The sequence below is a fragment of the Marinobacter lutaoensis genome, assembly GCF_001981305.1.
Lineage (GTDB): Bacteria > Pseudomonadota > Gammaproteobacteria > Pseudomonadales > Oleiphilaceae > Marinobacter > Marinobacter lutaoensis.
On record NZ_MSCW01000005.1, the window covers coordinates 214,690 to 239,641 of the forward strand.

At 64.5% G+C, this 24,952-nt stretch carries 23 protein-coding genes; 9 read left to right on the plus strand and 14 right to left on the minus strand.

Annotated elements, in window-relative coordinates; genetic code table 11:
• Nucleotides 1-3 precede the first annotated feature (3 nt).
• Nucleotides 4-2,211 (minus strand): TonB-dependent receptor plug domain-containing protein, encoded by a 2,208-nt coding sequence (locus BTO32_RS07245; protein WP_076723959.1) that lies wholly within the window; start codon nucleotides 2,209-2,211, stop codon nucleotides 4-6.
• A 130-nt stretch (nucleotides 2,212-2,341) separates the two neighbouring features.
• Between BTO32_RS07245 and BTO32_RS07250 the strand changes: the two genes are divergently transcribed.
• A complete protein-coding gene (locus BTO32_RS07250) occupies nucleotides 2,342-2,974 on the plus strand; it encodes a molecular chaperone DnaJ (protein ID WP_076723960.1) in 633 nt (210 codons plus the stop codon).
• Here BTO32_RS07250 and BTO32_RS07255 read toward each other — a convergent pair.
• The 4 genes from BTO32_RS07255 to BTO32_RS07270 form a co-directional block, all read right to left on the minus strand.
• Nucleotides 2,945-3,955 (minus strand): bile acid:sodium symporter family protein, encoded by a 1,011-nt coding sequence (locus tag BTO32_RS07255; RefSeq protein ID WP_076723961.1) that lies wholly within the window; start codon nucleotides 3,953-3,955, stop codon nucleotides 2,945-2,947. The two genes, BTO32_RS07250 and BTO32_RS07255, sit on opposite strands and share 30 nt — an antisense overlap.
• Nucleotide 3,956: 1 nt before the next feature.
• The gene (locus tag BTO32_RS07260) at nucleotides 3,957-4,646 is read right to left on the minus strand and encodes a FadR/GntR family transcriptional regulator (protein WP_076724152.1); all 690 of its coding nucleotides are present in this window, start codon (nucleotides 4,644-4,646) and stop codon (nucleotides 3,957-3,959) included.
• An 83-nt stretch (nucleotides 4,647-4,729) separates the two neighbouring features.
• Nucleotides 4,730-6,205, minus strand: a complete 1,476-nt coding sequence (locus BTO32_RS07265; protein WP_076723962.1) for a flavin-containing monooxygenase — start codon at nucleotides 6,203-6,205, stop codon at nucleotides 4,730-4,732.
• A 106-nt stretch (nucleotides 6,206-6,311) separates the two neighbouring features.
• A complete protein-coding gene (locus BTO32_RS07270) occupies nucleotides 6,312-7,211 on the minus strand; it encodes a LysR family transcriptional regulator (protein WP_076723963.1) in 900 nt (299 codons plus the stop codon).
• Nucleotides 7,212-7,321: 110 nt separating this feature from the next.
• Here BTO32_RS07270 and BTO32_RS07275 point away from each other — a divergent pair, with 110 nt between their 5' ends.
• Both BTO32_RS07275 and BTO32_RS07280 read left to right on the plus strand, forming a co-directional pair.
• Complete coding sequence (locus tag BTO32_RS07275; RefSeq protein ID WP_076723964.1) at nucleotides 7,322-8,938, plus strand: NADH-quinone oxidoreductase subunit L; 1,617 nt, start codon at nucleotides 7,322-7,324, stop codon at nucleotides 8,936-8,938.
• The gene (locus tag BTO32_RS07280; RefSeq protein WP_076723965.1) at nucleotides 8,935-11,370 is read left to right on the plus strand and encodes a DUF2309 domain-containing protein; all 2,436 of its coding nucleotides are present in this window, start codon (nucleotides 8,935-8,937) and stop codon (nucleotides 11,368-11,370) included. The genes BTO32_RS07275 and BTO32_RS07280 overlap by 4 nt, the downstream gene beginning before the upstream one ends.
• On the opposite strand, the gene BTO32_RS07285 is transcribed toward BTO32_RS07280, so the two are convergent.
• From BTO32_RS07285 to BTO32_RS07305, 5 genes are all read right to left on the minus strand, one after another.
• A complete protein-coding gene (locus BTO32_RS07285) occupies nucleotides 11,359-12,486 on the minus strand; it encodes a sulfate/molybdate ABC transporter ATP-binding protein (RefSeq protein WP_076723966.1) in 1,128 nt (375 codons plus the stop codon). The two genes, BTO32_RS07280 and BTO32_RS07285, sit on opposite strands and share 12 nt — an antisense overlap.
• On the minus strand, nucleotides 12,483-13,346 hold the full coding sequence (cysW, locus tag BTO32_RS07290) for a sulfate ABC transporter permease subunit CysW (protein WP_076723967.1): 864 nt from the start codon (nucleotides 13,344-13,346) through the stop codon (nucleotides 12,483-12,485). Before cysW ends, BTO32_RS07285 begins: the two co-directional genes overlap by 4 nt.
• A 1-nt stretch (nucleotide 13,347) precedes the next feature.
• Nucleotides 13,348-14,181 (minus strand): sulfate/thiosulfate ABC transporter permease CysT, encoded by an 834-nt coding sequence (cysT, locus tag BTO32_RS07295; RefSeq protein ID WP_217904817.1) that lies wholly within the window; start codon nucleotides 14,179-14,181, stop codon nucleotides 13,348-13,350.
• A 45-nt stretch (nucleotides 14,182-14,226) separates the two neighbouring features.
• Complete coding sequence (cysP, locus tag BTO32_RS07300; protein WP_245820294.1) at nucleotides 14,227-15,228, minus strand: thiosulfate ABC transporter substrate-binding protein CysP; 1,002 nt, start codon at nucleotides 15,226-15,228, stop codon at nucleotides 14,227-14,229.
• Nucleotides 15,229-15,344: 116 nt separating this feature from the next.
• Complete coding sequence (locus BTO32_RS07305) at nucleotides 15,345-16,313, minus strand: beta-ketoacyl-ACP synthase III (protein WP_076723970.1); 969 nt, start codon at nucleotides 16,311-16,313, stop codon at nucleotides 15,345-15,347.
• A 184-nt stretch (nucleotides 16,314-16,497) separates the two neighbouring features.
• Here BTO32_RS07305 and BTO32_RS07310 point away from each other — a divergent pair, with 184 nt between their 5' ends.
• Nucleotides 16,498-16,740, plus strand: a complete 243-nt coding sequence (locus BTO32_RS07310; protein WP_076723971.1) for an HP1242/YdcH family protein — start codon at nucleotides 16,498-16,500, stop codon at nucleotides 16,738-16,740.
• Between the two features lie 10 nt (nucleotides 16,741-16,750).
• Here BTO32_RS07310 and BTO32_RS07315 read toward each other — a convergent pair whose 3' ends face one another.
• Together BTO32_RS07315 and BTO32_RS18065 are read right to left on the minus strand one after the other, a co-directional pair.
• A complete protein-coding gene (locus BTO32_RS07315; RefSeq protein ID WP_076723972.1) occupies nucleotides 16,751-17,953 on the minus strand; it encodes an MFS transporter in 1,203 nt (400 codons plus the stop codon).
• Between the two features lie 57 nt (nucleotides 17,954-18,010).
• Nucleotides 18,011-18,259 (minus strand): SDR family oxidoreductase, encoded by a 249-nt coding sequence (locus BTO32_RS18065; protein WP_076723973.1) that lies wholly within the window; start codon nucleotides 18,257-18,259, stop codon nucleotides 18,011-18,013.
• 428 nt (nucleotides 18,260-18,687) lie between these two features.
• Here BTO32_RS18065 and BTO32_RS07325 point away from each other — a divergent pair, with 428 nt between their 5' ends.
• A complete protein-coding gene (locus BTO32_RS07325) occupies nucleotides 18,688-19,203 on the plus strand; it encodes a hypothetical protein (RefSeq protein WP_139339034.1) in 516 nt (171 codons plus the stop codon).
• 15 nt (nucleotides 19,204-19,218) lie between these two features.
• Here the strand turns inward: BTO32_RS07325 and BTO32_RS17700 are convergent, their stop codons facing one another.
• Both BTO32_RS17700 and BTO32_RS07330 read right to left on the minus strand, forming a co-directional pair.
• Entirely contained in the window at nucleotides 19,219-19,707 is a 489-nt protein-coding gene (locus BTO32_RS17700; RefSeq protein WP_175618645.1) for a M23 family metallopeptidase, read from the minus strand.
• Nucleotides 19,664-20,515, minus strand: coding sequence for a LysM-like peptidoglycan-binding domain-containing protein (locus BTO32_RS07330; protein WP_175618646.1), 852 nt, complete (start codon nucleotides 20,513-20,515; stop codon nucleotides 19,664-19,666). The genes BTO32_RS17700 and BTO32_RS07330 overlap by 44 nt, the downstream gene beginning before the upstream one ends.
• 237 nt (nucleotides 20,516-20,752) lie before the next feature.
• On the opposite strand from BTO32_RS07330, the gene BTO32_RS07335 reads away from it, so the two are divergent.
• From BTO32_RS07335 to BTO32_RS07350, 4 genes are all read left to right on the plus strand, one after another.
• Nucleotides 20,753-21,796: a helix-turn-helix transcriptional regulator gene (locus BTO32_RS07335; protein WP_076723975.1), complete on the plus strand. Its 1,044-nt coding sequence runs from the start codon at nucleotides 20,753-20,755 to the stop codon at nucleotides 21,794-21,796.
• 108 nt (nucleotides 21,797-21,904) lie between these two features.
• Nucleotides 21,905-22,873, plus strand: a complete 969-nt coding sequence (gene fepB, locus BTO32_RS07340) for a Fe2+-enterobactin ABC transporter substrate-binding protein (protein WP_217697009.1) — start codon at nucleotides 21,905-21,907, stop codon at nucleotides 22,871-22,873.
• A complete protein-coding gene (locus BTO32_RS07345) occupies nucleotides 22,870-23,895 on the plus strand; it encodes a FecCD family ABC transporter permease (RefSeq protein WP_076723976.1) in 1,026 nt (341 codons plus the stop codon). The genes fepB and BTO32_RS07345 overlap by 4 nt, the downstream gene beginning before the upstream one ends.
• A complete protein-coding gene (locus BTO32_RS07350) occupies nucleotides 23,892-24,935 on the plus strand; it encodes a FecCD family ABC transporter permease (RefSeq protein ID WP_076723977.1) in 1,044 nt (347 codons plus the stop codon). The genes BTO32_RS07345 and BTO32_RS07350 overlap by 4 nt, the downstream gene beginning before the upstream one ends.
• The last annotated feature ends 17 nt before the right edge of the window (nucleotides 24,936-24,952 follow it).

The window sequence follows — 24,952 nt, forward strand, 5'->3', positions numbered from 1 at the left end:
CGTTCAGAAGCGGACGCCCGCTTCGAGAAAGAACTGGTTCTGGTGCTCGATGTTGTTCTGACTGCTCAGATCGGGTTCCTCGTCGACATAGTGTTGCATGGTGAGCGCCAGCTCAGCCGTGAAGCCTGGGTGATAGAGACGTTTCGCCAGCCGCAGGTCGACGCGCTGAAACTCGGACTTGCGGAATTCATCGGCCCAGTACATGGCGCCCGAGGCCAGCAGGCCCATGGGCAGTTCCCGGATGATGGCCACGCTGCCGGAATGGCGCACCGAAAGGCGCTCCAGAAGGTCCTCGTTGTATTTCTTGTCTTCCTCGCTGACGTTCGGGTCGCCGGTATACCAGGTGTTCTGGTCCAGGTAGGCGTAGGTTACCCGGAACCGGGTATCCGGATACTCCAGAGAAGCCTCGATCTCAAAACCCTGCTGGTCGATGGCGACGTTGTTGTCGATGGTCCAGTCGTCGAACTGGATGACGCCGCTGATCATGTCCCGAAGGGTATCCTTGAAGCCCCGGACTTCAAGTAAGAATATCCCCTCATTCATTGGGAACTGGCCAAAGTAACTGATCTCTCGTGAGATAATCCGTTCTTCCTCCAAGTCCTGTCCCAGAGTGACCAGGTCCGGATGCTCCCAAATGTTTACGCTTGCGATACGAAACCCCTCGAACTCCGAATACACTGACGGCTGAACCCCGTGGAGGGTGAATCCGTAGTCCGGATTCTGCTCGAACCCGTCGGGCGTGCGCACGGCTCTTGAATACACCAAGCGTAGTGCATGATTCGAGTTCAGGGTGAAATTGGCGGCCACCCTGGGCGAAAAGTAATTTTCATTGGTGGTGGTCGTGCTTTCCCAGTTGCCGCCGCCATTGAGGGTCAGCCAGGGTATCGGGGTGTACTCCAGATTGCCGAACATCCGGCTCTGGTAGTTGCTGCCGCGACCGTTGAAGTAGGTGGCCGAGCGGTAGGTGTCCTTCCGGTAGCCGACCCCGGAGACCAGTTTCAGATCGTCGCTGAACAGCCGCGTGTCCTGAAGCTCGAACTCCAGGCGCGAGTCCTCGGCATCGGCGTCGACCCGGGCGGTCAGGGGCGTGCCCAGAATCAGGTTCCCGTCGGCGTCCGTTGGAAAACAGGTATCCCGGTTGGCGGGATCGAACACGTAGAGGCCGTCGCGCAGGCAGGATAAAGCCGGCTCGGGCACGAAGATGGACCATGACTGGCGGCGGTTGAAATTCTGGTAGGCTGCCTGGACATGGAAGAAGTGATGTTCGTCGGTCCTGAAGTTGAAGCGGGTGTGCAGGTAATAATCCCGGACATCGATATCCGGGTGGTCGCCCAGCCCCATGTCGCCGTTCCTGCGCACGTCCTCCTCGTTGAGGCCGTCGGTAACTCCGGCCCGGAATTCGGTGTCGAACCCCGGCGATACCTTCAGCCGGGAGTCGTAGTTGAAGACATTGATGTCGTGGCCGTCATGGAACGGAACTTTCTCGCCGTGGTCCATCTGATAGTCGAAACCGTCGGATCGGCGCTTCTCGTAATCCAGCCGCCAGTCGAGATCGTCATCGGCGGCCCCGACCGCAGCGAAGGTGCGCAGGTACTGCCGGGAGCCGCCGACCACCCGGGTTTCCACGCCGGCGGTGTCGGCGGGATCGCGGGTGATGATATTGATTGTGCCCAGAAAGGCGTTGATGCCGTAGGCGGCCGCGTTCGGGCCCCGGGCGACCTCGATCCGCTCGATCAGTTCCAGGGGGACGGGCATCGTCTGCCAGTCCATGTCCGACAGTGTGGTCCTGTGCGCGGTCCTGCCGTCCACCAGCACCTGCATTCGCCGCTGCTCGTAGTGGACCGTACCGTGGTAGGTGGTGACCGGCGTGCCACTGCCGACCTCGGCCACCACCATGCCGGGGACCAGACGGAAAATTTCGACCAGGCTGGTGATGCCCAGGTCGCGGATCAGGTCCCCCTCGATGACGGTGGTGGTGCCGGGTACCCGGACCTTGGGCTGCCTCAGGCGCGTGGTGGTCAGCACTTCCGGCACCTCGTCGCTGAAGCTGTAAAAACCGTTGCCGCCGGTCGTCGCCTCCAGCTCCTGCGACCAGACTCCGGGGGCGGCGGCAAGGCTCAGGGCTCCGGTGGTGAGGAGGATCAGAGGGATGCGGGGTCTTGGTTTTTCGGCGCGCGAGGGCACTACGGCGGTGGTATTCGTCAGGGGCATCGCCAAGCTCTATAATCCGTCGGATCCAAGGGAGAAGATGAAACAGTCGTCAGGCCCATCCTAAGTGACAATGATGCGCTTGTCTTTCAATTTATGTCGTCTTTGTATGAATATCTGGGGAAGGTACTGAATGAGTTGTTGGGACGTCCTTGGCATTGAGCCAACCGGGGATACTGCACGAATTCGCGAAGCCTACGAGCAGCAGCTCAAGTTTGCGTCTCCGGAGGAGGTGGCGCGGCTGGAGCAGGCCTACCGGGAAGCCACCGGACAGAGCGCCCCGGCGGCGACACCGGCGCGGGCCGGGACGGAGACGCCCGCCGGGAGTGACGGGGCGGAACTGGATGCCCGGGAGGCCCAGGTGGCCCGGGAAGTGGTGATCCAGATCCGGGCACTGCTGAATGATGACGTTCGCAGCCAGGATGTGGCAATCTGGCGGGCCATCCTGTGCGAACCGCCGGCGGACAAGCCGGCGTTGCGCCGGGCAATCGCCGCGCGACTGGAGGGGCTGGTGCGACCGATGGCAGAAAACGGGGCCCTGCCGCCGCCGGTGGCCGGGTTCCTGGGGGACTGGTTTGAATGGTACGGCCTGCGTGAGTCGGCCCAGGCCCATGATCGCGCCTACCCGGACGCGGAGCCGGCCGGCGATCTGTCCCACGAGCCGGAGGCACCGCCGCAGATGGTCAACTTCTGGCCCGCCGTGATCGGCTGGATCGTCGGACTGGCCATTCTGGCATCAATCTTTGGCGGCATGAGCGGCCACTGAGCCCATGCCTGCGTCGATCCTGGCACGATAGCGCCGCGCCAGGATCGCTCCCACCACCACCTGGATCTGGTTGTAACACATGATCGGCAGCACGATCATGCCGAATCCGGGATGTCCCGAGAACAGGACCTTGGCCATCGGCAGTCCCGAGGCGAGACTTTTCTTCGATCCGCAGAACACCACCGCCGCTTCGTCCGCCAGGCTGAACCCCAGCCTGCGAACCACCCAGGTTGCCAGGAGCATGAAAAACAGCAGCAGAGCCAGGCACAGCAGCAGGGTCAAAGCGACGGCCTGGAGTGGCAGGTTCTGCCAGAGGCCACTGGCCACCGAGTGAGAAAAGGCGGAATACACGATCAGCCAGATCACGGCCTGATCGTAACGGGCCATCAGAACCTCGTGCCGTGCCAGCCAAGCACCCAGCCAGGGACGTAGGGCGTGGCCGATGGCGAACGGCAGCAGCAGCTGCACAAGAATGTCCCGGAGAGCGCCGGCGATGGAGAAATCGGCGGCGCTGGTGGTATTGACCAGCACCAGCAGCAGGAACGGTGTCAGCATCATACCGAACACATTGGAGGCGGCGGCACTGCAGATGGCCGCCGGCACGTTTCCTCGCGCCATCGCGGTGTAGGCGATGGACGAGGACACCGCCGAAGGCAGCACACCAAGATACAGGAACCCCAGCCCCAGATCCCGCGGCATCCAGGAAGGCAAAAGGCCGGACAGAGCCTGGACTGGCAGGGTCGCCAATGGAAAGAATACGAAGGTAAAGCTGGCGATCAGCAGGTGCAGGCGCCAGTGGCTGGCGCCGGCAACGATCTGCTGGCGTGACAGGGCCGCGCCATGGAAGAAAAACAGCAGGGCCACCGCCACCGTGCCGAGCTGCCCGAGCCGCTCGGCGAAGGCACCGGAGGCCGGAACCAGAGAGGCCAGGACAATGGCGCCGAGCAGCAGCAGGGTGAACACATCGACGGCGCGTTTCATGTCAACGGGACCCGATTTCCGTGGGCTGGCGCAGTACCGCGAGGCTGGGCTCCAGCAGCCGCCGGGCCAGCTGCCCCGCCTGTGCCGGGTCGGCCCGGCGGATGGCCGCCAGCAGCAGTTCGTGTTCCTCCTGGCTGGGTTCCGGCAGGTTGGCGTCCCGCTCGGTCTGTTGAATGGTCTGGCTGACACCGTGGGCGAAATAGTCGTACAGCTCCAGCAGGGCAGGGTTGTGGGCGGCCTGGACCACGGCCCGATGGAAGCGCTGATCCTGCCGGATCCGTTCGTCCAGATCGGCCCCGGAGCGGGCCCGGGCATCCAGTGCTTCGGTCATTCGGGCCAGATCGTCCTGGCTGCGTCGGCTGGCCGCCAGCCGGGCGGCTTCAGACTCCAGCATGATCCGCACTTCCAGCTGGTCCGCCAGTTCGGTGGCGGCGATGCGCCTTAGGGTTTCTCCGGCGTCCCGGGTGGCCATGACGTAGGTGCCGTCACCCTGCCGGGTTTCCAGCATGCCCGCATGCACCAAGACCCGGACGGCCTCGCGTACGGTGTTGCGGCTGACGCCCAGGGACTCGGCCAGGTCCGTCTCCACGGGCAACCGGGCCCCTACGGTCCATTGCCCCTGTTCGATGGCACTCTTGAGGGCCTCGATGGCGGTCTCCACCAGGGAGCCCTTGCGTATGCGTGTCAGCATGATCAGGTCATCCAAAAATCATGAAATCCAATCATCCTATGTTTTTCTGGACCTGGCAACCTGAGTGTTTGATCCCGCCGCCGTCACCGGGCGGGATCGAGAAACTGATAATCGGCGGTGTTCACCCGCCGTGTCGCGAATCGGTAGGAGAAGGTAAAACCGGGCCAGTTGACGGTGTTCCGGCCATTCCGGTCGAGATACCAGGAGCGGCATCCGGAATCCCAGACAGACCCCGACAACGCCCGCTGTACCCGGCTGGAAAACCGCTCCAGCCGATCCTGGCGCACATCCAGGGCGGCTCCGGGACGGTGGGCCAGGGCGTCGAGGCCGCTCAGGACGTAGCGGAACTGCGACTCCAGCACGAACAGGATCGAGTTGTGGGCGAGGTTGGTGTTGGGCCCGTACAGCATGAACAGATTGGGAAAACCGCTCACCGAGATCCCCTTGAAGGCGGCCGCGCCATCGCGCCAAGCCTCGTTAAGGAGGCGCCCCTGACGCCCCAGGATGCGGATCGGGGAGAGAAACTCCGTGGCCCGGAACCCTGTGGCCAGAATGATGGCGTCGACCGGGTAGCGCCGGCCGTCGGCATCGACGACCGCGTCCTCCCGGATGCCGTCGATCGGCCGGGTGACGAGATTGACGTTGTCGCGGTTGATGGCCGGATACCAGTCATTGGAGATCAGGATACGTTTGCAGCCGATCCGGTAGTCGGGAATGACGCGGCGCCGTTTCTCCGGATCCCGAATGTGACGGGCGGCTTCCCGGCGGGCTTGGGCCGCGTAGAGGTCGAGCAGCCGGTGGAAGCGGGTGAAGGCCAGGGCCCGGCTTTCATTCTGCCAGTAGATCCATGTGCGATAGAGGCGGTCCCAGCCAGGGAGATGGGCGAACAGGGCCTGCTCCCAGCGCTGGAACGGCCGGTCTGCTTTCGGCAGGACCCAGGCGGCGCTGCGCTGGAACAGGTGTAGGGTGTCCACGGAGCGGGCGATCTCGGGAACAAACTGGATGGCGCTGGCGCCAGTGCCCACCACCGCCACCCGCCGGCCGCTGAGGTCGTAGTCGTGGTCCCAGCGGGCGGAATGGAACACCCGGCCGCGAAAGGCATCGAGCCCGGGCAGGTCCGGCCAGGCCGGCCGGTTGAGCTGTCCCGTTGCAGTGATCAATATCCGGGCTTGCAGGGTATTGCCGTCGGCCAGGGTCAGCTGCCAGAGGTTGCTCTCTTCGTCGAAGCGTGCCTCGCGGACTTCACTGTGGCAGCGGATGTGCGGGGCCAGATTGTATTTGTCCACGCAGTGTTCGATGTACGCCAGGATTTCCGCTTGCGGGGCGAATTTCCGGCTCCAGTCATGTTTGGGCTCGAAGGAGTAGGAATACAGGTGGGACTGGACGTCGCAGGCGGCGCCTGGGTAGGTATTGTCGCGCCAGGTGCCCCCGACCCGGTCCGATTTTTCCAGCAGGGTCAGGTTGTGGTACCCCGCCTGCTTGAGCCGGATGGCCATGCCGATGCCGCCGAAGCCGGTGCCGATGATCGCGATGGAAGGGGAGGCGTTGGGTGTCTGCATCGGGGGCTCCTGCTGTTTCCTGTTGTTGTGGGTTCCGGACCCGAGTATACGGGGGTGCCGGTAACCGGGGCATGTTGTTTCGTGCCATTGCCACGGGCGGGAACGTTCACCCGGTCTGCAATGTCAGCAGTTCCTCCGCGGGCTGGGCCAGCAGCTGGGTCACCAGGGCCGGCTGGAACTGGCGGCGGATGCTGATGGCGTAGAACTCCTCATACACGCCGGGCAGGGCGCCGTAGTCCCTCAGGACCCCTTGTCGCAGCTCGTCTCGCACCACCACCGGCGGCAGTACGGCGAAGTGTCCGGAATCCCGGGTCAACAACCGCATCATGGCCATGTCGTCCACCTCCGCGATGATGTTGGGATAGATCCCGTGGTACTCGCAGAACTGGTCGAAGGATTGCCGGATGTGGTTGTCCGGTCCGGGCACGATCAGGTTCTGGCCGTGCAGGAAGCGGGGCATTTCCACAGCGCCGCCATCGCCCTGCGGGCCGATCACACTGACAGGCTGCCGGGCCAGCCGGCGCGAGCGCCAGGGATGCTCCTCGTCGCCGGTGACCGGCTGGTTGGACAGAATCAGATCCAGCCGGTGGGCCGACAGGCGCCGCAGCAGGTCATCCAGGCTGCCACTCTGAAGTTTCAGCTCCAGGTCCCTGCGCCCCAGCAGCGGCCGCAGGAAGCCCTCTTGGAAATTCCGTGACAGAGTGGCCACCGCGCCGATTTTCAGAACCTCCCGGTTGGCCTGGGCACCGGAACGGAAACGGGCCGCCAGCTCCTCTCCCTGGCGAAAGATCTCCTCGGCATAGCCAAACGCCACCCGCCCGGCCTCGGACAGTTTCAGTCGGCGCCCCTCCCGGATGAACAGGTCGTGCCCGAGGCTTTCCTCCAGCTTCCGGATCTGTCCGGACAGCGCGGACTGGGACACATGAAGCGATTCGGCGGCCCGGGTGAGGTGCCCGAGGCGGGCCACGGTCCAGAAGTAGTAGAGGTGGTGGTAGTTCAGTTTCACGGGGGACTTCCTTTTGTTCTGTTTAAGTGAACGATTTGATACTTATAAACCATTTTAAATTATGAATCACACCCGGCAGAGTAAAGGGGCGTTGTGACCGGAGTGACACCATGACCCCAAGCCTGACCTTACTGACCCCCCCCCTGCTGATAGGCTGGCTGAGCCTGCCGCTGGCCCTGTTCGCCATTGCCCTGTTCAGCAACTGGAGCCGGAACGGCCGGAAGCTGGCGTATGCCTGGCGCTTCACCGAACGGTTGCTGCTTGCCATCCTGGCGGTCTCCCTGATGATTGGTGTTCTGCTGTGGGTCGACCGCCGCTTGGTTGAACTGGGCTTGCCCGAATCCGGCGCACGGTTTGGGCTGTATCCGGACGGGCTGGCGGTGTGGATGTCCCTTATGGTGGCGTTCATCGGCTGGGTCATCCTCCGTTACGCATCGGATTACCTGCGCGGCGATCCCGCCCGGAACACCTTCCTGCCCTGGTTCCTGACCACACTGGCCTGCGTCCTGCTGCTGATCATGACCGACCATCTGCTGGTGCTGGCCGGCGCCTGGATCGGGGTCAGCCTGGCCTTGCACCAGTTGCTGACGCTCTATCCGCAGCGCTCCGAGGCGCGGCTGGCGGCCGCCCAGAAGTTCATCGCCAGTCGCCTGGGCGATGTGTGTGTGATCGCCGGCGTCCTGCTGTTGGGGCACCACTATGGCAGCTTCCGGCTGCCGGATCTCCAGCCCGCGTCTCAGGGGGCTTTGGAATTGCCGGTCGACCTGGCATGGGCTTCGGTACTGCTGGCGCTGGCCGCGCTGCTCAAATGTGCTCAGATTCCGTTCCACGGCTGGCTGATCCGGGTCATGGAGGCGCCGACCCCGGTGTCCGCGCTTCTGCATGCGGGGGTGATCAACCTGGGGGGATTCCTGTGGCTGCGACTGCATCCGGCATTTCCGGTGTTTACCCCCGGGCACGGCCTGTTGCTGGTGGTGGCGGGCATCACCCTGGTGGTCGCGGTGATCACCATGATGACCCAGACCTCCGTCAAGCATGCGCTGGCTTGGTCAACGGTTTCCCAGATGGGGTTCATGCTGTTCGAGATCGCCCTGGGGGCCTATACGCTGGCGTTTCTGCACCTGCTGGCGCATTCCCTCTACAAGGCGCACTCGTTCCTTGCCTGCGGCCGCACGGTCAAGGTGTCGGCCTGCTACGCGCCGGAAACCACCCCGGGCGTGGCGACTGTGCTGCTGGCTCTGGCCAGCGGCGTCGTGGGCTCGGGGCTGCTCTGGCTCTGGCCGGGCCTGGTGGAGGGGCGGCCGGTGCTCGGAGGTGTGCTGGTGCTGGCTGTGATCGCCTCGGTACTGGCGATTCCCCACGGCGCCAATCGCAGAACCCGGGGCTGGGTGGCCCTGATGGCCCTGGCGCTGGTGCCGGTGTATGGCGCGCTGCATGCCGTGCTGGGCCTGGTGTTCCAGCCGGGGGCCGAGATTTCGCTGCCGACCTGGGCCAGTGTCGTGGCCTGGAGTCTGCTCGGCGTCCTGCTGGGGCTGTCCGCGCTGGTGGTGTTCGCCGGCACCCGTGCTTGGCTGGTGCCCTGGCAGGCGAGATTCGCCACCGGCCTGAATCTGGACCAACCCTTTGAACGACTGACGCGCCGCCTGGCCAGCAAGGCCCTGGCCGGTCCGGCCGGTCGGCAGCATGAACGGGATGCCTACCCGTTTCCGGCAGGAGAGCAATCATGACGGTAAAACTGAACCTTCCCCTGGCGGCGCCTGTGAACGACGCCGGGAAACGGCTGACTGAACTGTGTGAAAGCATCGCGCCGATCTGGCCCCTGGATCGCTGGATTGCCGTCAACCCCTGGTGGGGGTTGCGCCGGCTGCCCATGGAAGCGGCCTCGCGGCGACTGCGGCGCGAGGCCGGTGTCGGTATGCTGATGCCGCCCTCGTTTTACCGGAGCGCCTTTGCAAGCGGACGCATCCGGGAGTCGGATCTGTACCAAGCGGCACGGGAGCTGGCGGTGACACCCCCCGATTCCCCGAAGGCGTGGCTGGCGATGCTGACCAGCGCCGGTGAACCGGAGCGCCAGGTGTATTCCTCGCTGGAGTTTCTGCCTCCCTCCGGCGATGGTGTCACGCCGCTGGCCAGTGCCCGGGATCACCTGGGGCGTTTCTGCGCCCGCTATTTCGATCGGCGCCAGGCCCGGTGGCCGGGCCGGGCCGACAACGACGGTCTGTTCTCGGCCTGGTTACGGCAGGCGCGCCGTGACCGCTCACTGGAAAAACAGCTCGGGCTGGCTGACCTTCGCACCGCGCTGGCGGACCTGCCGGACGCCTGGCCAAGCGCTGCCGAGTGGGCACTGTCGTCGATACCGCTGGCGTCCGAAGCCCAGGATGCCCTGGCCCGGCGCCTGCTGCACGCCCTGCTGGGCTGGGCCTCCTGGTGCCGAGGAGAAGACTGGCGCGCCGGCCTCGAAGGCCGGGCTTCCAGCCTGTGCGCGGAACTGCTGACTGCCTGGTTGGTGCTCGAGGCGCTGACTCTGTCGGCACTGGGTACCGAGCAGAAGGCTGCCTGGCAACGACGCTGGGCGTCGTTTGCCCAGTCCCGGGAGCGCGACGGCGACCTCACCGGTTTGTGGCTCTGGCACCGGGCCTACGAGCTGGCCTGGCTGCGGGAGTTCGGCGGCAAACTGGCCACTCGGGCGCCGGTTCCCCGGGACGGTGAGCTGGCGGTCCAGGTGCCGGCGATTCAGGCCGTGTTCTGTATCGACGTGCGCTCGGAAGTGTTCCGGCGGCACCTTGAAGAGGGCCGGCCGGGCATTCAGACGCTCGGCTTTGCCGGCTTCTTCGGCATGCCCATCAGTCACCGTGTGCCGGGCCCCGAGGGGGATTCTCCCCGGCTGCCGGGGCTGATGGCGCCGACCTATCGTTTCGTGGAGTCCACCGGAAACCTGGAGCAGGACCTGCGTCTGGGCCAGCGCCTTGATCAGAAAGAGGCCACCCGGGATTCGGTGCGCCGGGCCAAGTATTCGAGTCTGTCCACCTTCACCCTGGTGGAAACCACCGGCCTGGCCTGGGCCTGGAAACTGGTCAAGGACAGCCTGGGGCGCAAGCGGACCCGGCTCGAGACCGATGCCTCACCGCAGCGAGAAGGGCGCCTGTGCCACCTGCATGGCGGCGACCCGCTGAGTGATCCGGAGCGGGTCGCACTGGCCGAGTCCGTGCTGCGCGGCATGTCACTGACCCGGAACTTTGGCAGTCTTTTGGTGCTGGTTGGGCATGGCAGTCACACCGATAACAACCCGAACGAGGCCGGCCTGGCCTGCGGTGCCTGCTGTGGCAAGAACGGCGGCGCCAATGCCCGGGCCGCGGCGAACCTGTTGAACGACCGCACCGTTCGGGCCGGTCTTCGGCAGCGCGGTATCCGGTTGCCGGACCATTGCTGGGTCCTGGCGGCGGAGCACTGTACCGTGACCGACCAAGTGCGGATCCTGGACCGGGATCAGGTGCCCGATTCCCATCTGCTCCGCCTGCAGGAGCTGGAACAGGCGTTCGCCGAGGCGGGGCGTGCAGCACGCCGGGAGCGTGCCAGCACCCTGGGGCTCAACGGTCTTGATGACGAGGCGTTGCTGGCGGCGATGACACGGCGCACCAGCAACTGGGCCGAAGTCCGACCCGAGTGGGGGTTGGCGGGTAACGCCGCCATCGTGTTCGCGCAACGCCACCGGACCCGGGGCATCAACCTGAAGGGACGCTGTTTCCTGCATGACTACGACGCCGACCAGGACCCGGACGCCGAGGTGCTGACCCGGCTGCTGTCCGCGCCGATGATCGTGGCGAACTGGATCAATCTGCAGTATTTCGCATCCATGACCAACCCGGAGGTGTACGGCGCCGGCAACAAGCTGCTGCATTCGGTGGTGGGCGGACACCTCGGCGTCGTGGAGGGCAACGGTACCGATCTGAGGATCGGCTTACCGATCCAGTCCCTGCACGACGGCCGCCTGTGGCGGCATGAACCGCTGCGCCTGAACGTGGTGGTGGATGCCCCGGAGGACTCCATCCGGCGGGCGGTCGCGGCCCACCCGGATGTGTCGGCTCTGGTTCGCAACCGCTGGCTTTGGCTGTTTCGTCTGGACGACAGCGGTGAACTGGTGCCGTTGTCAGATGCCTGAGCCCGCCGCCTCCAGATAATGAGCCGGCTCCCAGTGCAGGGTGTCCGGCTTCTCGGCGTGCGCCAGGAACAGGTGACCGACATCGGGCGTCGCGTACCAACGATCGCCCCGGGCCAGCGGCTGGCGGGCAAACTCACCATGGCTGATGCCGACTTCCCAGATCTCCTCGCTTTCCCAGCCGGCCGGGCTCAATTCCACCCGGACTTCGGCGCCAATCAGGCTCACCGCCTCCACGGTGAAGGGGAGGCAGGCGTGGGGCGTGGGCTTGGGCACCAGCCGGACTTCGTGGGGACGCAGGTAGAGCTGGGCGTCTTGCTCCGGCGGCTGGCCCGGCAACCGGACCCAGGCCTCACCCTGGCGCAGGACCTGGCCCTGAATGCGCCCGGACAGGACATTGACATGGCCCAGGAAGTCGAACACGAACCGGCTGTCCGGGCGCGCATAGAGGGCTGCGGGCGCGTCCACCTGTTCCACCCGCCCCTGGCTCATCACGACCACCTGATCAGACAGCTCCAGGGCCTCTTCCTGGTCATGGGTGACGAACACGCTGGTGAAGTGGAACTCGTCGTGCAGGGCGCGCAACCACCGGCGCAGGTCCTTGCGCACCCGGGCATCGAGGGCGCCGAACGGCTCATCCAGCAACAGGATACGGGGTTGGGTGGCCAGGGCGCGGGCGAGGGCGACCCGCTGTTTCTGGCCTCCGGACAGTTGGGAGGGATAGCGGTTGGCCAGGTGCGGCAGCTGGATCATCTCCAGCAGCTCCGCCACCCGCTTGCGGATCTCCGGTTTGGAGGGGCGTTCGCGCCGGGGCAGGGCGTCCAAACCGAAGGCGATGTTCTGGGCCACGGTGAGGTGGCGGAACAGCGCGTAGTGCTGGAACACGAAACCGATGTTGCGGTCCCGCACGTGCAGTGCCGTCACGTCCTGGCCATTGAACAGGATGCGTCCGCGTTCAGCCGACTCCAGGCCGGCAATGATGCGCAGCAGGGTGGTCTTGCCGGAACCCGACGGCCCGAGCAGGGCGGTCAGCTTGCCTTCGGGGAGTTCAAGTGAAACATCGTGTAACGCCTGGAAGTTACCGAAATATTTACTGATTCCATCGACAACAATACTCATGGTTTCGGTTCCTCGTCCGGGGCATTCGCCTTTATTCGGGACTGACGCCATTCCACGGCGCCTTTCACCGCCAGCGTCAGGATGGCAATGCCCGCCAGCAGCGAGGCGCTGGCGAAGGCGCCTACCACGTTGTAATCCTGATACAGCAGTTCCACGTGCAGGGGCAGGGTGTTGGTCTGGCCGCGGATGTTGCCGGAAACCACCGATACCGCGCCGAACTCGCCGACCGCCCGGGCGTTGGTCAGGACCACGCCATAAATCAGTGCCCACTTGATATTGGGCAGAGTGATCCGGCGGAAAATACGCCAGCCGGAGGCGCCCAGGACCACCCCCGCCTCTTCTTCTTCGCTGCCCTGCTGTTGCATCAGCGGAATCAGCTCGCGGGCCACGAACGGGCAGGTCACGAACACCGTGACCATGACGATGCCCGGCCAGGAAAACATCAGCTGAATGTCATACTGGCCCAGCCACTGCCCCACCCAACCGTTGCGGCCGTAGAGCAGCAGATAGAGCAGCCCGGCCACCACCGGAGATACCGCGAATGGGATGTCGATCAACGTGATCAGCAGCTTGCGACCGGGAAACCGGAAGCGGGTTACTGCCCAGGCCAGGGCCGTGCCAAAGACCAGGTTGATGGGCACGGTCAATGCCGCCACGAACAGCGTCAGCCCGATGGCGTGCAGGGTGTATTCGTCGGCCAGGTTGTCCATGTAGGCCTGCCAGCCGGTGCTGAAGGCTTGGGCAAAGATCACCACCAGTGGAATGACCAGCATCACCACGGTGATGACCAGGGCAAGGCTGATCAGGGTACGGCGAATCCAGGGGGCGCTGGCTATCCGGTGAGCGGTATGGGCTCGCATCTCAGCGCCTCCCTTCCAGACGCCGCAGGTAGCGGCTCTGCCAGAGGTTGATCAGGAACAGCAGGGTCAGCGAGGTGATCAGCACCACCGAAGCGATGGCACTGGCGGCGGCGTAGTCGTATTCCTGCAGGCGCACGAAAATCATCAGGCTGGTCACTTCGCTGACGTAGGGGGTATTCCCGGCGATGAAGATGATGGCGCCGAACTCCCCGAGGCTGCGGGTGAAGGACAGGGCCACGCCGGTAACGATGGCCGGCCAGAGCGCCGGAAACAGCACCTTACGGAACACTCGGGCGTCACGGGCGCCGAGGCTCATGGCCGCTTCCTCGTCTTCCGGCGCGATCTCCTCCAGTACCGGCTGTACCGTGCGCACGACGAAGGGAATGCTGGTGAAAGCCATGGCCACCACGATCCCCAAGGGCGTGAAGGCCACTTCGAGGCCCAGACGGGCCAGCAGCTGCCCGTACCAGCCGGTTTCGGCGAACAGTGTGGCCAGCGTGATGCCGGCGACGGCGGTGGGCAGGGCAAAGGGCAGGTCAACCACCGCGTCCACCAGGCGTTTGCCCGGAAAGTCATAGCGCACCAGCACCCAGGCCAGAAGCAGTCCGAACAGGCCGTTGAACAGTGATGCCGACAGCGCAGTCCAGAGAGTGACCTTGTAGGATTCGACCACCCGAGGGTCGGTGATCACGAACCAGAACTGATCCCAGCTCATGCCGGAGGTTTCAACGACGAGCCCGGTCACCGGCAACAGCAGGACCAGACTCACGAACAGCAGTGAAATGCCGAGGCTTAAGCCAAACCCCGGCAAAACCCGTTTGCTGCGGCCCACCAGGGGCCGCCCGATGGCGCGACTTGCGGACTGGGACACGGCGGGATCTCAGCGCCGGCGCTGCAGCTGGTCCAGTTTGCCGCCACTGGCGAAATGCGTCTTCATCGCGTTTTCCCAGCCGCCGGCGATCTCCTCGATCGACTTCAGCTTGATTTCGGGGAAACGGTCGCGGGTTTCCGCCTGGACGGTGGCATCGTGGACCCGGTAGTTAAAGCTGGCCAGCAGGCGCTGGGCTTCTTCGCTGTACAGGTGCTCGAGGTAGGCCTTGGCCAGATCTTCAGTACCGTTCTGCTTGACGTACTCGTCAATCCAGGTCACCGGGAATTCGGCCAGGAAACTGACCTTCGGTGTCACCACCTGGTATTCACCGTTGTCGAACCGGTCCGCCAGGTTAAGAACCTCGGACTCGAACGTGAGCAGCACATCGCCGATGCCGCGTTCGATAAAGGTGGTGGTGGCGCCCCGGCCGCCGCTGTCGAACACCTTGACGTGGCGCAGCAGGTCGGCCATGAAGGTATCGATGGCGTCCTGATCATCCCCAAACCGATCCTGGGCATAGCCCAGCGCTGCCAGGTAGGTGTAGCGGCCATTGCCGGAGGTTTTCGGGTTGGGCATGACCAGCTCGACACCGTCCCGCACCAAGTCGTCCCAGTTGTCGATGTGCTTGGGGTTACCCTTGCGAACCAGGAACGCCATGGTGGAGTAGTAGGGCGAGCTGTTGTTGGGCAGGCGCTTCGCCCAGTCTTCCGGAATCAGGTGGCCGCGGCTATGGAGGATGTCAATGTCGGTGACCTGGTTGAACGTGGCCACGTCGGCTTTCAGCCCCTGAATGATGGCCTGCGCCTGCTTCGAGGAGCCGGCGTGGGACTGTTTGATGGTCACCGTTTCGCCGGTTTTTTCCTGCCAGTATGTCTGGAACTGCTCGTTGTAGGCAGCGAACAGTTCCCGGGCAATGTCGTAGGAGGTGTTCAGCAGCTCGCGATCGGCCGCCCATGCCGGCTGTACGGTCACAAGAGCGGCCAGCGCGACGCCGCGGAAGAATTTTTTCATGATGCGAGCCATCCTCTGCTGGTGAATAAGCCCGCAATCTAGCAAAGATTTTTAAGAACTAAAAAGTTTAATGCGCGATTAAAATATGCATTCGGGGAATATGAGGATCTTTCCGGTCAGTACCGGAGCAGCGCCGAGCCCCAGGTAAAACCGCCGCCGAAGGCTTCCAGCAGCAGCACCTCGTTGCGCTGGATGCGGCCATCCCGGACCGCAGCGTCCAGCGCCAGCGGAATGGAGGCGGCGGAGGTGTTGCCGTGCCGGTCTACGGTTACCACCACCCGGTCCATCGGCAATCGCAGTTTCTTGGCGGTGGCGGAAATGATGCGCAGGTTTGCTTGGTGTGGCACCAGCCAGTCCACATCGGATTTTTGCATGCCGTTGGCCGCCAGGGTTTCGTCGACAATCTTGCCCAAAGTGTTCACCGCCACCTTGAACACTTCGTTGCCCTTCATTTCCACGAACGCCTCGCCCGCCTTGACCCGGTCGAAACCATCGGCAATGCCACAGGGGACATGCAGCAGTTCCTCATATTGGCCATCGGCGTGCAGGTGTGTGGAGAGAATGCCGGTTTCCTCGCTGGCTTCCAGCACCACCGCACCGGCACCGTCCCCGAACAGGACGCAGGTACCTCGATCCTGCCAGTTGATGATCCGGGAAAACACCTCGGCGCCAATCACCAGGGCCCGTCGGCTGCTGCCGGTGCGGATGAACTTGTCGGCCACCGAGAGGGCATAGACAAAGCCGCTGCACACCGCCTGGACATCGAAGGCCGGACAGCCATGGATGCCCAGGCGCGCCTGGAGGATGCAGGCACAGCTCGGGAACACCTTGTCCGGAGTGGTGGTGGCAAACACGATCAGGTCGATATCGCCGGGGGTGATGCCGGCGGCTTCCAGTGCCCGCCAGGCAGCGCGCTCGGCCAGGTCGACCGTGGTCTGTCCGTCTGCGGCGATGTGCCGTTGTGCAATGCCCGTCCGCTCGCGAATCCATTGGTCGGTGGTGTCCACCATGGACTCCAGATCCTTGTTCGTCAGGACTTTCTCTGGAAGGTAGGAGCCGGTGCCGACAATGCGGGCGTAGGTCATTCTGTTCATTCCTCGGGTTGCATGTTCAATGGGTCTGGAATCGACGCAGGCCTCCATCGTATACGCTGGACTCCGCGGAGGGTTATTAGCGATTTGTCAAAGACCCCCTGAAACCGGGCACGTCGACTATGCTGGAATGTGAGCCCCGCGCTCCGATTCACAGGCCAACCAGAGGACCAGGACCATGGGCATTTCCAGCCACCAGCTGCAGAAGGAATTTCCCGAATTCCACGACCGGATCGAGGCGCTCAAGGCCAGCGACCCCAGGTTCAAGGAACGGTTGGCCCGATACTCGGAGCTGGATCAGGAAATCGAGGGGCTGGAGCGACGGGGCGCGCCCATCGGCGATGACAAGATGCACCGGCTCAAGGCGTGGCGGGCGCAGCTCAAGGACGAGCTGTACGCCACGCTCACCCGCGGTTCGTGATTGCCGTGGGCTAGGTCGGCTGTTGGGCGCCGGTTGTTGCCAGCTGGCGCCAGGCCATGACGAAAATCAGCAGGCCCGCCAGGGCGGTGGCGGCGCCGACAAAGCCGGTGGATTCCCAGCCGAACCCGGCGCCAATGGCCATGCCGCCCAGCCAGGGACCCAGTGCGTTCGCGACATTGAACGCGGCATGATGGGAGGCGGCCGCCAGCGTCTGGGCGCCCTCCGCCACGTCCATGAGGTGGGTCTGCAGGGCCGGTCCCAGCCCCACCATCAGAGCCACCAGGAAACACATCGCCAGCAGCAACCACAGGTTGTCGGTTGCCATGGGGTACAGCGCCAGCATGACGGCGGCCCAGGCCAGCAACCCGCCAACGCCGCGAAAACGCAGGCGGTCGAAAATCCAGCCGCCCAGAATGTTGCCAACGAACCCGCCCAGCCCGAATACAAACAGGCCCACCGGAATCCAGCCCTCGGACACGTGGGTGACTTCCAGCAGCGTCGGTGCAAGATAGCTGAAGACACAGAACATGCCGGAAAAACCGATGGCCCCGATCGCCAGCGGATACCAGATTTCACGGCGCCCGAACGCCCGGATCTCCGCCATCGGCGAGCGCCGCTCCTCCTGCTGGTTGACCGGCACCACCCGATAGACGGCAATGGCGGTAATCAGCGCGATCAGGCCGACAAAGGCAAAGGCGTAGCGCCACTCCAGATTCTGTCCCATCACCGTGGCCAGGGGGTTGCCGATGAGCAAAGCGAGCGTCAGCCCGATCATGACACGGCTCACCGCTTTGGCGCGCTGGTTCACCGGCACCAGTGAGGCGGCCACCAAGGCCGCCACGCCGAAGTAGGTGCCATGGGGCAGGCCGGCGATGAACCGGAAACCCAGCAGCATGCCGTAGTGGCCCGCCACGGCGCTGGCAAGATTGCCCAGGGCGTAGAAGGCCATCAGCGCGATCAGCAGGTACTTGTGGCAAAAACGCGCCCCGAGGATTGCCAGAATGGGAGCGCCCACCACCACCCCCAGGGCATAGGCACTGATCAGGTGGCCGACCTGGGGCTCAGTCACGCCCAGGTCGGCAGCGACGTTCGGCATCAGCCCCATCAGCACGAATTCGCCGGTGCCAATGGCGAATCCGCCCAGGGCAAGCACGATCTGGATAACGAGGGCCTGTACCGGGGCGACTGTCGGGGTGCGCGCAGTTTCTGACATTGAATCTCCATAGCAAGCTAATTAACGAGACGCGAACAAGACCGACGGCTGACGGCTTTAGAGGAACAGGCCCCCGGACACCTCAATCCGCTGGCCGGTGACCCACCGGTTGTCATCGCTCAACAGGGCGGCAATCGCCGCGCCGATGTCCCCAGCTTCACCCGGGCGCCCCAGCGCGGTAACCGACGACACCATCCGGTGATCTTCGGGGTTGTCCCGGACCATGCCGCCGGACACGTTCACGATCGAGGCGCCGTCGGCCAGTACCGGCAGCAGTGCCTGGGTCAGGAAGTAGGGCCCTTTCACATGCCCCCGGCATTGTTCACGAGGGCATCTATGGTATCGCGCTGCCAGTGCTGTTGAACAGTCGCGATCAGTCGTTGTCGGAACGCCGGGACGTGTGACGGGTTGCCGGTATCCAGGGGCCGGGCCACGGCTTGGCCGCCGAGTGCCTGCGCCTGGGCGCAGAGGGTCTGGGCAGCGGCCTGCCTGGCAAGGTATTCATGGAATGGCTCATCGACCGGATCCGCTGTTCGCTGGAATGACCGGTTTTCCTACCGGCCTCACGTTATGCCTCGGATGATCATGCTCTAATACGCCAAAAAATGATCCATGACATTCGACGAGCCCGAGCAAGGACCACCACAATGAAGGGAATTCGGATTTCCAGAAATCGAGTTAACTATTTTATTTTACCTATTGTTTTTTCTATGTTTTCGCTTGTTTCCGGCTGTATGCCAGGAACCATCGAGACGGCCGTTGGGACGGGCATCATCTACGAGCAGAAGCAGAAATACGCGTACCAGCATGAGGTGGAGGCGAAGGTGGATGAGTACATCCGGGACCACGCCGACTCACCCTGCCGGAACGGCGAGGACCGGGTGATCGACTCGGCGGTGGAGATTATCAAGACGTACCGCCTGAGCGGTTTCAACGAGGTTCTGGAGCGGCTGGACACCCTCTACCGGGACCCGGCTCAGCCCGAGGGCGTCCGCGCGGCCGCCCTCTACAACATGGCTGTGCTGCACTCCCGCCGGGGTGGCGAGAACACTGTGCTGGCACGGGAATACTTCAAGCGCCTGTACGTGGAGTTCCCGAACCACTACCGCTGCATCTTTGCCGACACCAAATGGCGCGACGCCATGATCCGCAAGCAGCTGCTGCTGCCAGGAGAAACCGTGGAAGAGTTTCTGGAGGATGCACGGCGGGACGTGGAACGCTGGGACTCGGAGGGCGGTGCGGCGGAATGAGGGCCCTTGGGGCCCTCAGCGCGTCACGGTTTTTTCGCCGGTCTCGGGACCGGTATTGGACGGTGCGCTGGCGTACAGGGTGTCGAGTTTGCCCGGGTCCTGCAGGTAGGCCAGCCGCTCGTGGACCATTGAGTTGAACGAGGCCAGGGCATCGGCCGGGACTCGGGTGGCGGTGGGAATGTCGGCGGTGAGCGGGTTGACCGGCCGGCCATCGATGTGGAGTTCGAAGTGCAGATGCGGCCCCGTGGTGCGCCCGGTGTTGCCGGACAAGGCGATTTTCTGGCCGCGGTGGACCCGTTCCCCTTTCTTCACCAGCACCCGGCTCAGGTGCAGGTAGCGGGTGGACAGGGAGCCGTTGTGGCGAATGTTGATGTACTTGCCGGCGTACGGATGGTTGCCAATGCGCGTGACGATGCCGTCACCGGTGCTGAGAATTGGGGTGCCAACCGGGGTTGCCAGGTCAACTCCGTTGTGGGGCGTCCTGCGGCCGGTGACCGGATGCACCCGGGCCGGGTTGAAGGGGGAGCTGACCCGGTAGTGCCGGGGGGGTCGGCCAGCGCAGGAATGCGGGTAGAACGCTCTCGCCGTTTTCGTCGTAATAGTTGCCGTCGGTGTACAGGAACGCGTTGTAGGTGTGCCGGCCACGGGTAAAGGATACGGCATCGATATGGTAGCGGCCCGTTTCCTGCTCGGGCGTCCACTCATAGGCGATCAGCGCGGCGAACCGGTCGCCTTCCCGGATTTCCCGGCGGAAGTCGATTTTCGATTTCAGCAGATGGCTGATTTCCTCGATCTGCCGGTCGGTCAGTCCGGCCTGCTTGCCGGAGGCAAAAAAGCTCCGGTGAATGGTTCCCTGGCGCACATTCAGGACCCAGTGGGTCTCCGTTTCGATCTGCTGGTACGCGAAGGTGCCGTCTTCCTGGCGTGAGAACACGGCCTTCCGGGCCGGGTCCAGGTGCAGGGTCAGTTCCTCGAGTGTGCCCTCCGGGTCGAACCTGAAGGTCAGGTCGGTGCCGGGGTGCAGGGTTTCGAGGGCAAGGTATTCGGCGTCGGCGGCCAGGAGCTGGTGCAGCACCTGAACCGAAATGCCTTTGTCATCGAAGATGGCGCTCAGCGTGTCGCCGGGCTCGACCCGGTAGACCTCCTCGCGCTCCTGGGGCTCCGCCACCGCCTGTTCAGGTTGGGGATGGCCGTGATCGTCTGCGGCGGCGAGGGCCAGGTCGGGCGTTTCCGTGCCGGTGACCGTGGCGGGATCGATGGAGTAGGCGCTGGAACGGTCCGGCGTGCCAAGGAAGGCGGCGCCAACGAGCACGGATACGCCAAGGAGCAAAAGGATTTTGTGCAGGAGGGGAAATCGATCGTGAGTTGCCATCGCCGTCTGTGTCTGGGTACGCCCGTTGTCTGCCGACGTTATAACATAACGGAAGGGGGATGGACCATTACCATTGCCCTGGGCCAGGGCATTCTCTCAAAGGCGGTTCGCCTTGCCAACCACGGGGGCATCAGACAAAATACAATAAGATTCATTATCATTTAAGGCGTGCGCGTGATGCTTGAGGTTGAAACTCCGGCCTCGACAGGGAGAAGTCGTGGCGTTGCCCGAGGTATTCAGCAGTTTGGTGATCAGCTGGCGAAATCCCTGTCCGAACCGGTCCGCCCCCTGGCGTCCGTGTCCCGCAGTCCCTATGCCAGCCACGCCCATCTGTCACTGACGCCGCCGCTGGGCGAGGGCTATCTGGAATCCATCGAGTTGCCCAGCGGCCTGGTGATCAGCCGCAAGGACTGCGCCTTCTCCCGGCCTCTGACCAGCCATTATTCCCAGGTTTGCCGGACCCTCGGTTTCAGCGTGGTGCTGGCCGGCCGCTATGAGGTGGAACTCCCGCATCCGAAGCTCTCCAACCGCATCCGCGCAGGCTCGGTGTGGGTCAGTGGCGGCCATCTGGCTTCGGTGACCACACGCCATTGCCAGGGGGAAAAGATGACGGGCATCGGCCTGGACCTGCCCGAGCACATGGTGGAAGCCTGGAAGGACGAGGCACCCGAGTCCATCCGTCAGGCACTGCGCCACCGGTTTGCGGAAGGCGAAGGAATGTGTGCCCGCTACGCGCCGATTACACCGGCCCTTCACCGGTTGGCGCAGCAGATGTTGCGTTGCTCCACCAGCAGTCTGTGCGCGCGGCTGGAATACGAGTCCCTGGCCCTGGGCCTGCTGGCGTTTCTGCTCCGGGCCGGTGATGACCATGGCATGACGGCGGCTGAACGCCGCCATGCCCGGCAGAAACGGCAGATCCGGGAGGCCCAGGACATTCTCCATGCCGAGTGGCGCTGCCCACCCACGATCACTCAGCTGGCCAGCCGGGTCGGCATGAATGAGTGCTACCTCAAGTCCGGCTTCAAGGATGTCGTGGGCATGACCATTGGCCAGTACGTGCGCTCCCTGCGTATGGAACATGCTCGCCACCTGTTGGCCCGTCAGGGTTATACCGTCCAGCAGGCAGCGTTGGAGGTGGGATTTTCCAACCCCAGTCACTTCGCCGCGGCGTTCCGGACTCATTTCGGCTATCGCCCCTCTGAAACCGGCCGCGGGCACTAACTTTCCGTTTTCCGTCAGAAAAATTCCCCCTTCGGGTGGCGTGTTTCCCGCCCGTTGGGCGACAGTTCCCGGCTGCCCCCTGTGACACCGTTCATGATGGAATCCGGGATGCCGTTTGCCCCTTTTCTCACATTGGTTTACCTGCTGTTGATGGCCGCCGCGCTCACCGCCTGTGGCGATTCACCGGAGCCGCCAAGGGCTTCGACCGACAAAGCCCCGGTATGGCGGACATTCGTCAACGCCGACGGCTCGGTGACGCCGATCCCGGCCCGGCCTCAACGCATCCTGTCCACCTCGGTCACGGTGACGGGAACTCTGCTTGCCATCGATGCTCCGGTGGTTGCCAGCGCTGCCGCCGCGGACGGCCGCTTCTTCGGCCAGTGGCAGGCCATCGCCCGGGCGCGTCAGGTTGCCCGGCTCTGGTCCGCCGGCGCGCCGGATCTGGAGGCGGTTCTGACGGTGGCTCCGGACCTGATCGTGGTGTCGGTCTCCGGCGCCGATTCGGTCGGCCATCTGCTTCCGGACCTGCGCGCCATCGCGCCGACCATCCTGGTGGATTACGGCAACCAGAGCTGGCAGGCGCTGGCCTCGCGTCTGGCACAGGCCACCGGGCTGGAACGGCAGACCGAGCAGCTGATCGAGGCATTCAATCAGCGTCTGGAGGCGGCAAAGGCGCGGCTGGTGCGGCCAGCCGGCCAGGTCAACATCATCAGCTATAACGGGCCGGGGATGAGTAACCCGGTGGCGACCGCTGACGGGGTCCATGGCCGTTTGCTGACGGCTCTGGGGTTCGAGGTGGAGGAACCGGACCCGACCTGGCACAGCCCGGGTATGGGCGACGCCACGGATTTCGTGCGTGCTCAGTACGAGCACCTGACCCGACTGACCGCCCCCACCACCTTCCTGACCCGTGTCGATGACCGGGGGGTCTCGGATTTTCTGCACGATCCGGTGCTGGCGAACCTGCCGTCGGTGCGGTCGGGGCAGGTGTATGGCCTGGGCGTTCATTCGTTCCGGATCGACTATTTCAGCAGCCTCGAAATCATCGACGGCATGCTGGCCAGGTTCGGCCGATGACGGGCCGCACCCTGCGCAGGCGCCGTTCCCCGGGGACGGGATACGGTCTGCTGGCTGCCGGAGGGGGGCTGCTCCTGCTGATGCTGGTGAGCCTTGGCGTGGGCGCCCGGGGGCTCCCGGTGGCTGTAATCCTGGACGCCTTCCTCGCGTTTGATCCCGGCATCAGCGATCACCTGCTGGTGCGAGAGCTCCGCTTTCCCCGCACCCTGGTGGCGGTGTTGGTGGGCGGTGCTCTTGGCGTGGCCGGTGTCATCATGCAGGCGGTGACGCGCAACCCTCTGGCCGATCCGGGCCTGCTCGGAATCAACGCGGGTGCGGCCCTGGCCATTGTCGCGGGCATCGCCCTGGGGGGTGTCTCCGGCATGGCCGGCCAGTTCACGCTGGGGTGTGTCGGCGCGGGCCTGGCCAGTGTGGGTGTTTACCTGCTCGGCGGTCTCAGGCAGGGCATCAACCCCGTGCGGGTGGTGCTGGCCGGTGCCGCGGTAACGGTGATGCTGATGGCCCTGGCCCAGATCTTGATTATCAACAGCCAGGATCCGGTGTTCGACCAGTTCCGGCATTGGGCCGTGGGTTCGTTGCAGGGGCGGGGGCGTCCGTTGCTGCTGCCCTTGTGGCTGTTGGTACTCGCTGGGATGGTGCTGGCCGGTTACCTTGCCCGTGCTCTCGATCTGATGGCGCTGGGGGGTGATCTGGGCCGGGCGCTGGGCCTGCGACCACGCCTGGTGTGGCTGCTGGCCGCGGTTGCCATCGTCCTGCTGGCCGGCGCCGCCACCGCCGCGGCCGGTCCCATCAGTTTTGTGGGCCTCGCCGCACCCCATCTCGCCCGGGGCCTTGCCGGCCCGGATCACCATCGCCTGCTGCCCTGCACGGCCTTGCTGGCCGCGCTTCTGACCCTGTTCGCGGACATTCTAGGGCGTTTGGTCATTCACCCCGGCGAGGTGGGGGTCGGCATCATGGTGGCGCTGATTGGCGGTCCGTTCTTCATTGCCATGGCCCGACGCCGGAGGTTGCTGCACCTATGAGCCGGCTGCGGTCGTCTGTATGGGTCTGGGCGCCCGGACGGTGTTCCCTGCGCCTGTGTCCCCGTTCGATGGCTGCCGCCACGGTGTTGTCGCTGCTGACCCTGGCGGGGCTGCTGGTTTCCCTGTCGGTGGGCCAGGTGGAGATCGGGCCGGATCGGATTGTCCGGATTTTGGCCGGGACCGACCCGGATGCCATGGCTCGTCGCATTCTCCTGGACATCCGGCTGCCCCGCGGCCTCACGGCGGTGTTTGTCGGTGCCGCACTGGCGGTTTCTGGCGCGGTGTTTCAGTCGGTGTCCCGCAATGCCCTGGGCTCACCCGACCTCATCGGCTTCACCACGGGGGCGGCCAGCGGTGCCATTGTCCAGATTGTATTTTTCCGCTCGGGTGCCGCCGGCGTCATGGTCGCGGCGGTGGCCGGTGGGCTGCTGACGGCGGTGGTGGTCTACGCCCTGGCGGCGCGCCGCCGGGTGGTGGGCAGCTATCGCCTGGTTCTGGTGGGCATTGGCATGGGCTCCATTCTCAGTGCTCTGAACGGACTGATGCTGGCCAAGGGGGCGCTGGACAACGCCATCATGGCCAACCTGTGGCTGGCCGGCTCCCTGAGCGCCCGTAACTGGGGGCATGTGGTGCCGGTGATGCTGGGCTGCATCCTTCTGATCCCGGTGATTGTGCTGCTGGCCCGGCAGCTGAGCCTGGTGGAAATGGGCGACGACCTGGCCGCCCAGCTCGGGGTTCGGGTGGAGCGGGTGCGTCTGGTGATGGTGTTGTGCGCGGTGATTCTGGCGGCCTTGGCAACCGGTGCTGCGGGCCCCATCGCCTTCATTGCCCTGGCGGCGCCACAGCTGGCCGGGCGGTTGACACCGGCCGGTCGTCTGCCAGTGATGGTGGCCGCCGCCATGGGGGCCCTGCTGATGGTCATCGCCGATCTGATCGGCCACGTCCTGCCGCTTGGCGTGTCATTGCCCATCGGGCGCCTGACCGGTGTGGTCGGCGGGCTGTACCTGATCTGGCTGCTGAGCCGAAGCCGAACCCTATGACCATGAAACGGGAGGAT

Excerpts from the sequence above, each read along its gene's own strand:
- BTO32_RS07245 (WP_076723959.1), bottom strand. The coding sequence starts at position 2,211 with ATGCCCCTGACGAATACCACCGCCGTAGTGCCCTCGCGCGCCGAAAAA.
- BTO32_RS07250 (WP_076723960.1), top strand. The coding sequence starts at position 2,342 with ATGAGTTGTTGGGACGTCCTTGGCATTGAGCCAACCGGGGATACTGCA.
- BTO32_RS07255 (WP_076723961.1), bottom strand. The coding sequence starts at position 3,955 with ATGAAACGCGCCGTCGATGTGTTCACCCTGCTGCTGCTCGGCGCCATT.
- BTO32_RS07260 (WP_076724152.1), bottom strand. The coding sequence starts at position 4,646 with ATGCTGACACGCATACGCAAGGGCTCCCTGGTGGAGACCGCCATCGAG.
- BTO32_RS07265 (WP_076723962.1), bottom strand. The coding sequence starts at position 6,205 with ATGCAGACACCCAACGCCTCCCCTTCCATCGCGATCATCGGCACCGGC.
- BTO32_RS07275 (WP_076723964.1), top strand. The coding sequence starts at position 7,322 with ATGACCCCAAGCCTGACCTTACTGACCCCCCCCCTGCTGATAGGCTGG.
- BTO32_RS07280 (WP_076723965.1), top strand. The coding sequence starts at position 8,935 with ATGACGGTAAAACTGAACCTTCCCCTGGCGGCGCCTGTGAACGACGCC.
- BTO32_RS07285 (WP_076723966.1), bottom strand. The coding sequence starts at position 12,486 with ATGAGTATTGTTGTCGATGGAATCAGTAAATATTTCGGTAACTTCCAG.
- cysW (WP_076723967.1), bottom strand. The coding sequence starts at position 13,346 with ATGCGAGCCCATACCGCTCACCGGATAGCCAGCGCCCCCTGGATTCGC.
- cysP (WP_245820294.1), bottom strand. The coding sequence starts at position 15,228 with ATGAAAAAATTCTTCCGCGGCGTCGCGCTGGCCGCTCTTGTGACCGTA.
- BTO32_RS07305 (WP_076723970.1), bottom strand. The coding sequence starts at position 16,313 with ATGACCTACGCCCGCATTGTCGGCACCGGCTCCTACCTTCCAGAGAAA.
- BTO32_RS07310 (WP_076723971.1), top strand. The coding sequence starts at position 16,498 with ATGGGCATTTCCAGCCACCAGCTGCAGAAGGAATTTCCCGAATTCCAC.
- BTO32_RS07315 (WP_076723972.1), bottom strand. The coding sequence starts at position 17,953 with ATGTCAGAAACTGCGCGCACCCCGACAGTCGCCCCGGTACAGGCCCTC.
- BTO32_RS07325 (WP_139339034.1), top strand. The coding sequence starts at position 18,688 with ATGCCAGGAACCATCGAGACGGCCGTTGGGACGGGCATCATCTACGAG.
- BTO32_RS07335 (WP_076723975.1), top strand. The coding sequence starts at position 20,753 with ATGCTTGAGGTTGAAACTCCGGCCTCGACAGGGAGAAGTCGTGGCGTT.
- fepB (WP_217697009.1), top strand. The coding sequence starts at position 21,905 with ATGCCGTTTGCCCCTTTTCTCACATTGGTTTACCTGCTGTTGATGGCC.
- BTO32_RS07345 (WP_076723976.1), top strand. The coding sequence starts at position 22,870 with ATGACGGGCCGCACCCTGCGCAGGCGCCGTTCCCCGGGGACGGGATAC.
- BTO32_RS07350 (WP_076723977.1), top strand. The coding sequence starts at position 23,892 with ATGAGCCGGCTGCGGTCGTCTGTATGGGTCTGGGCGCCCGGACGGTGT.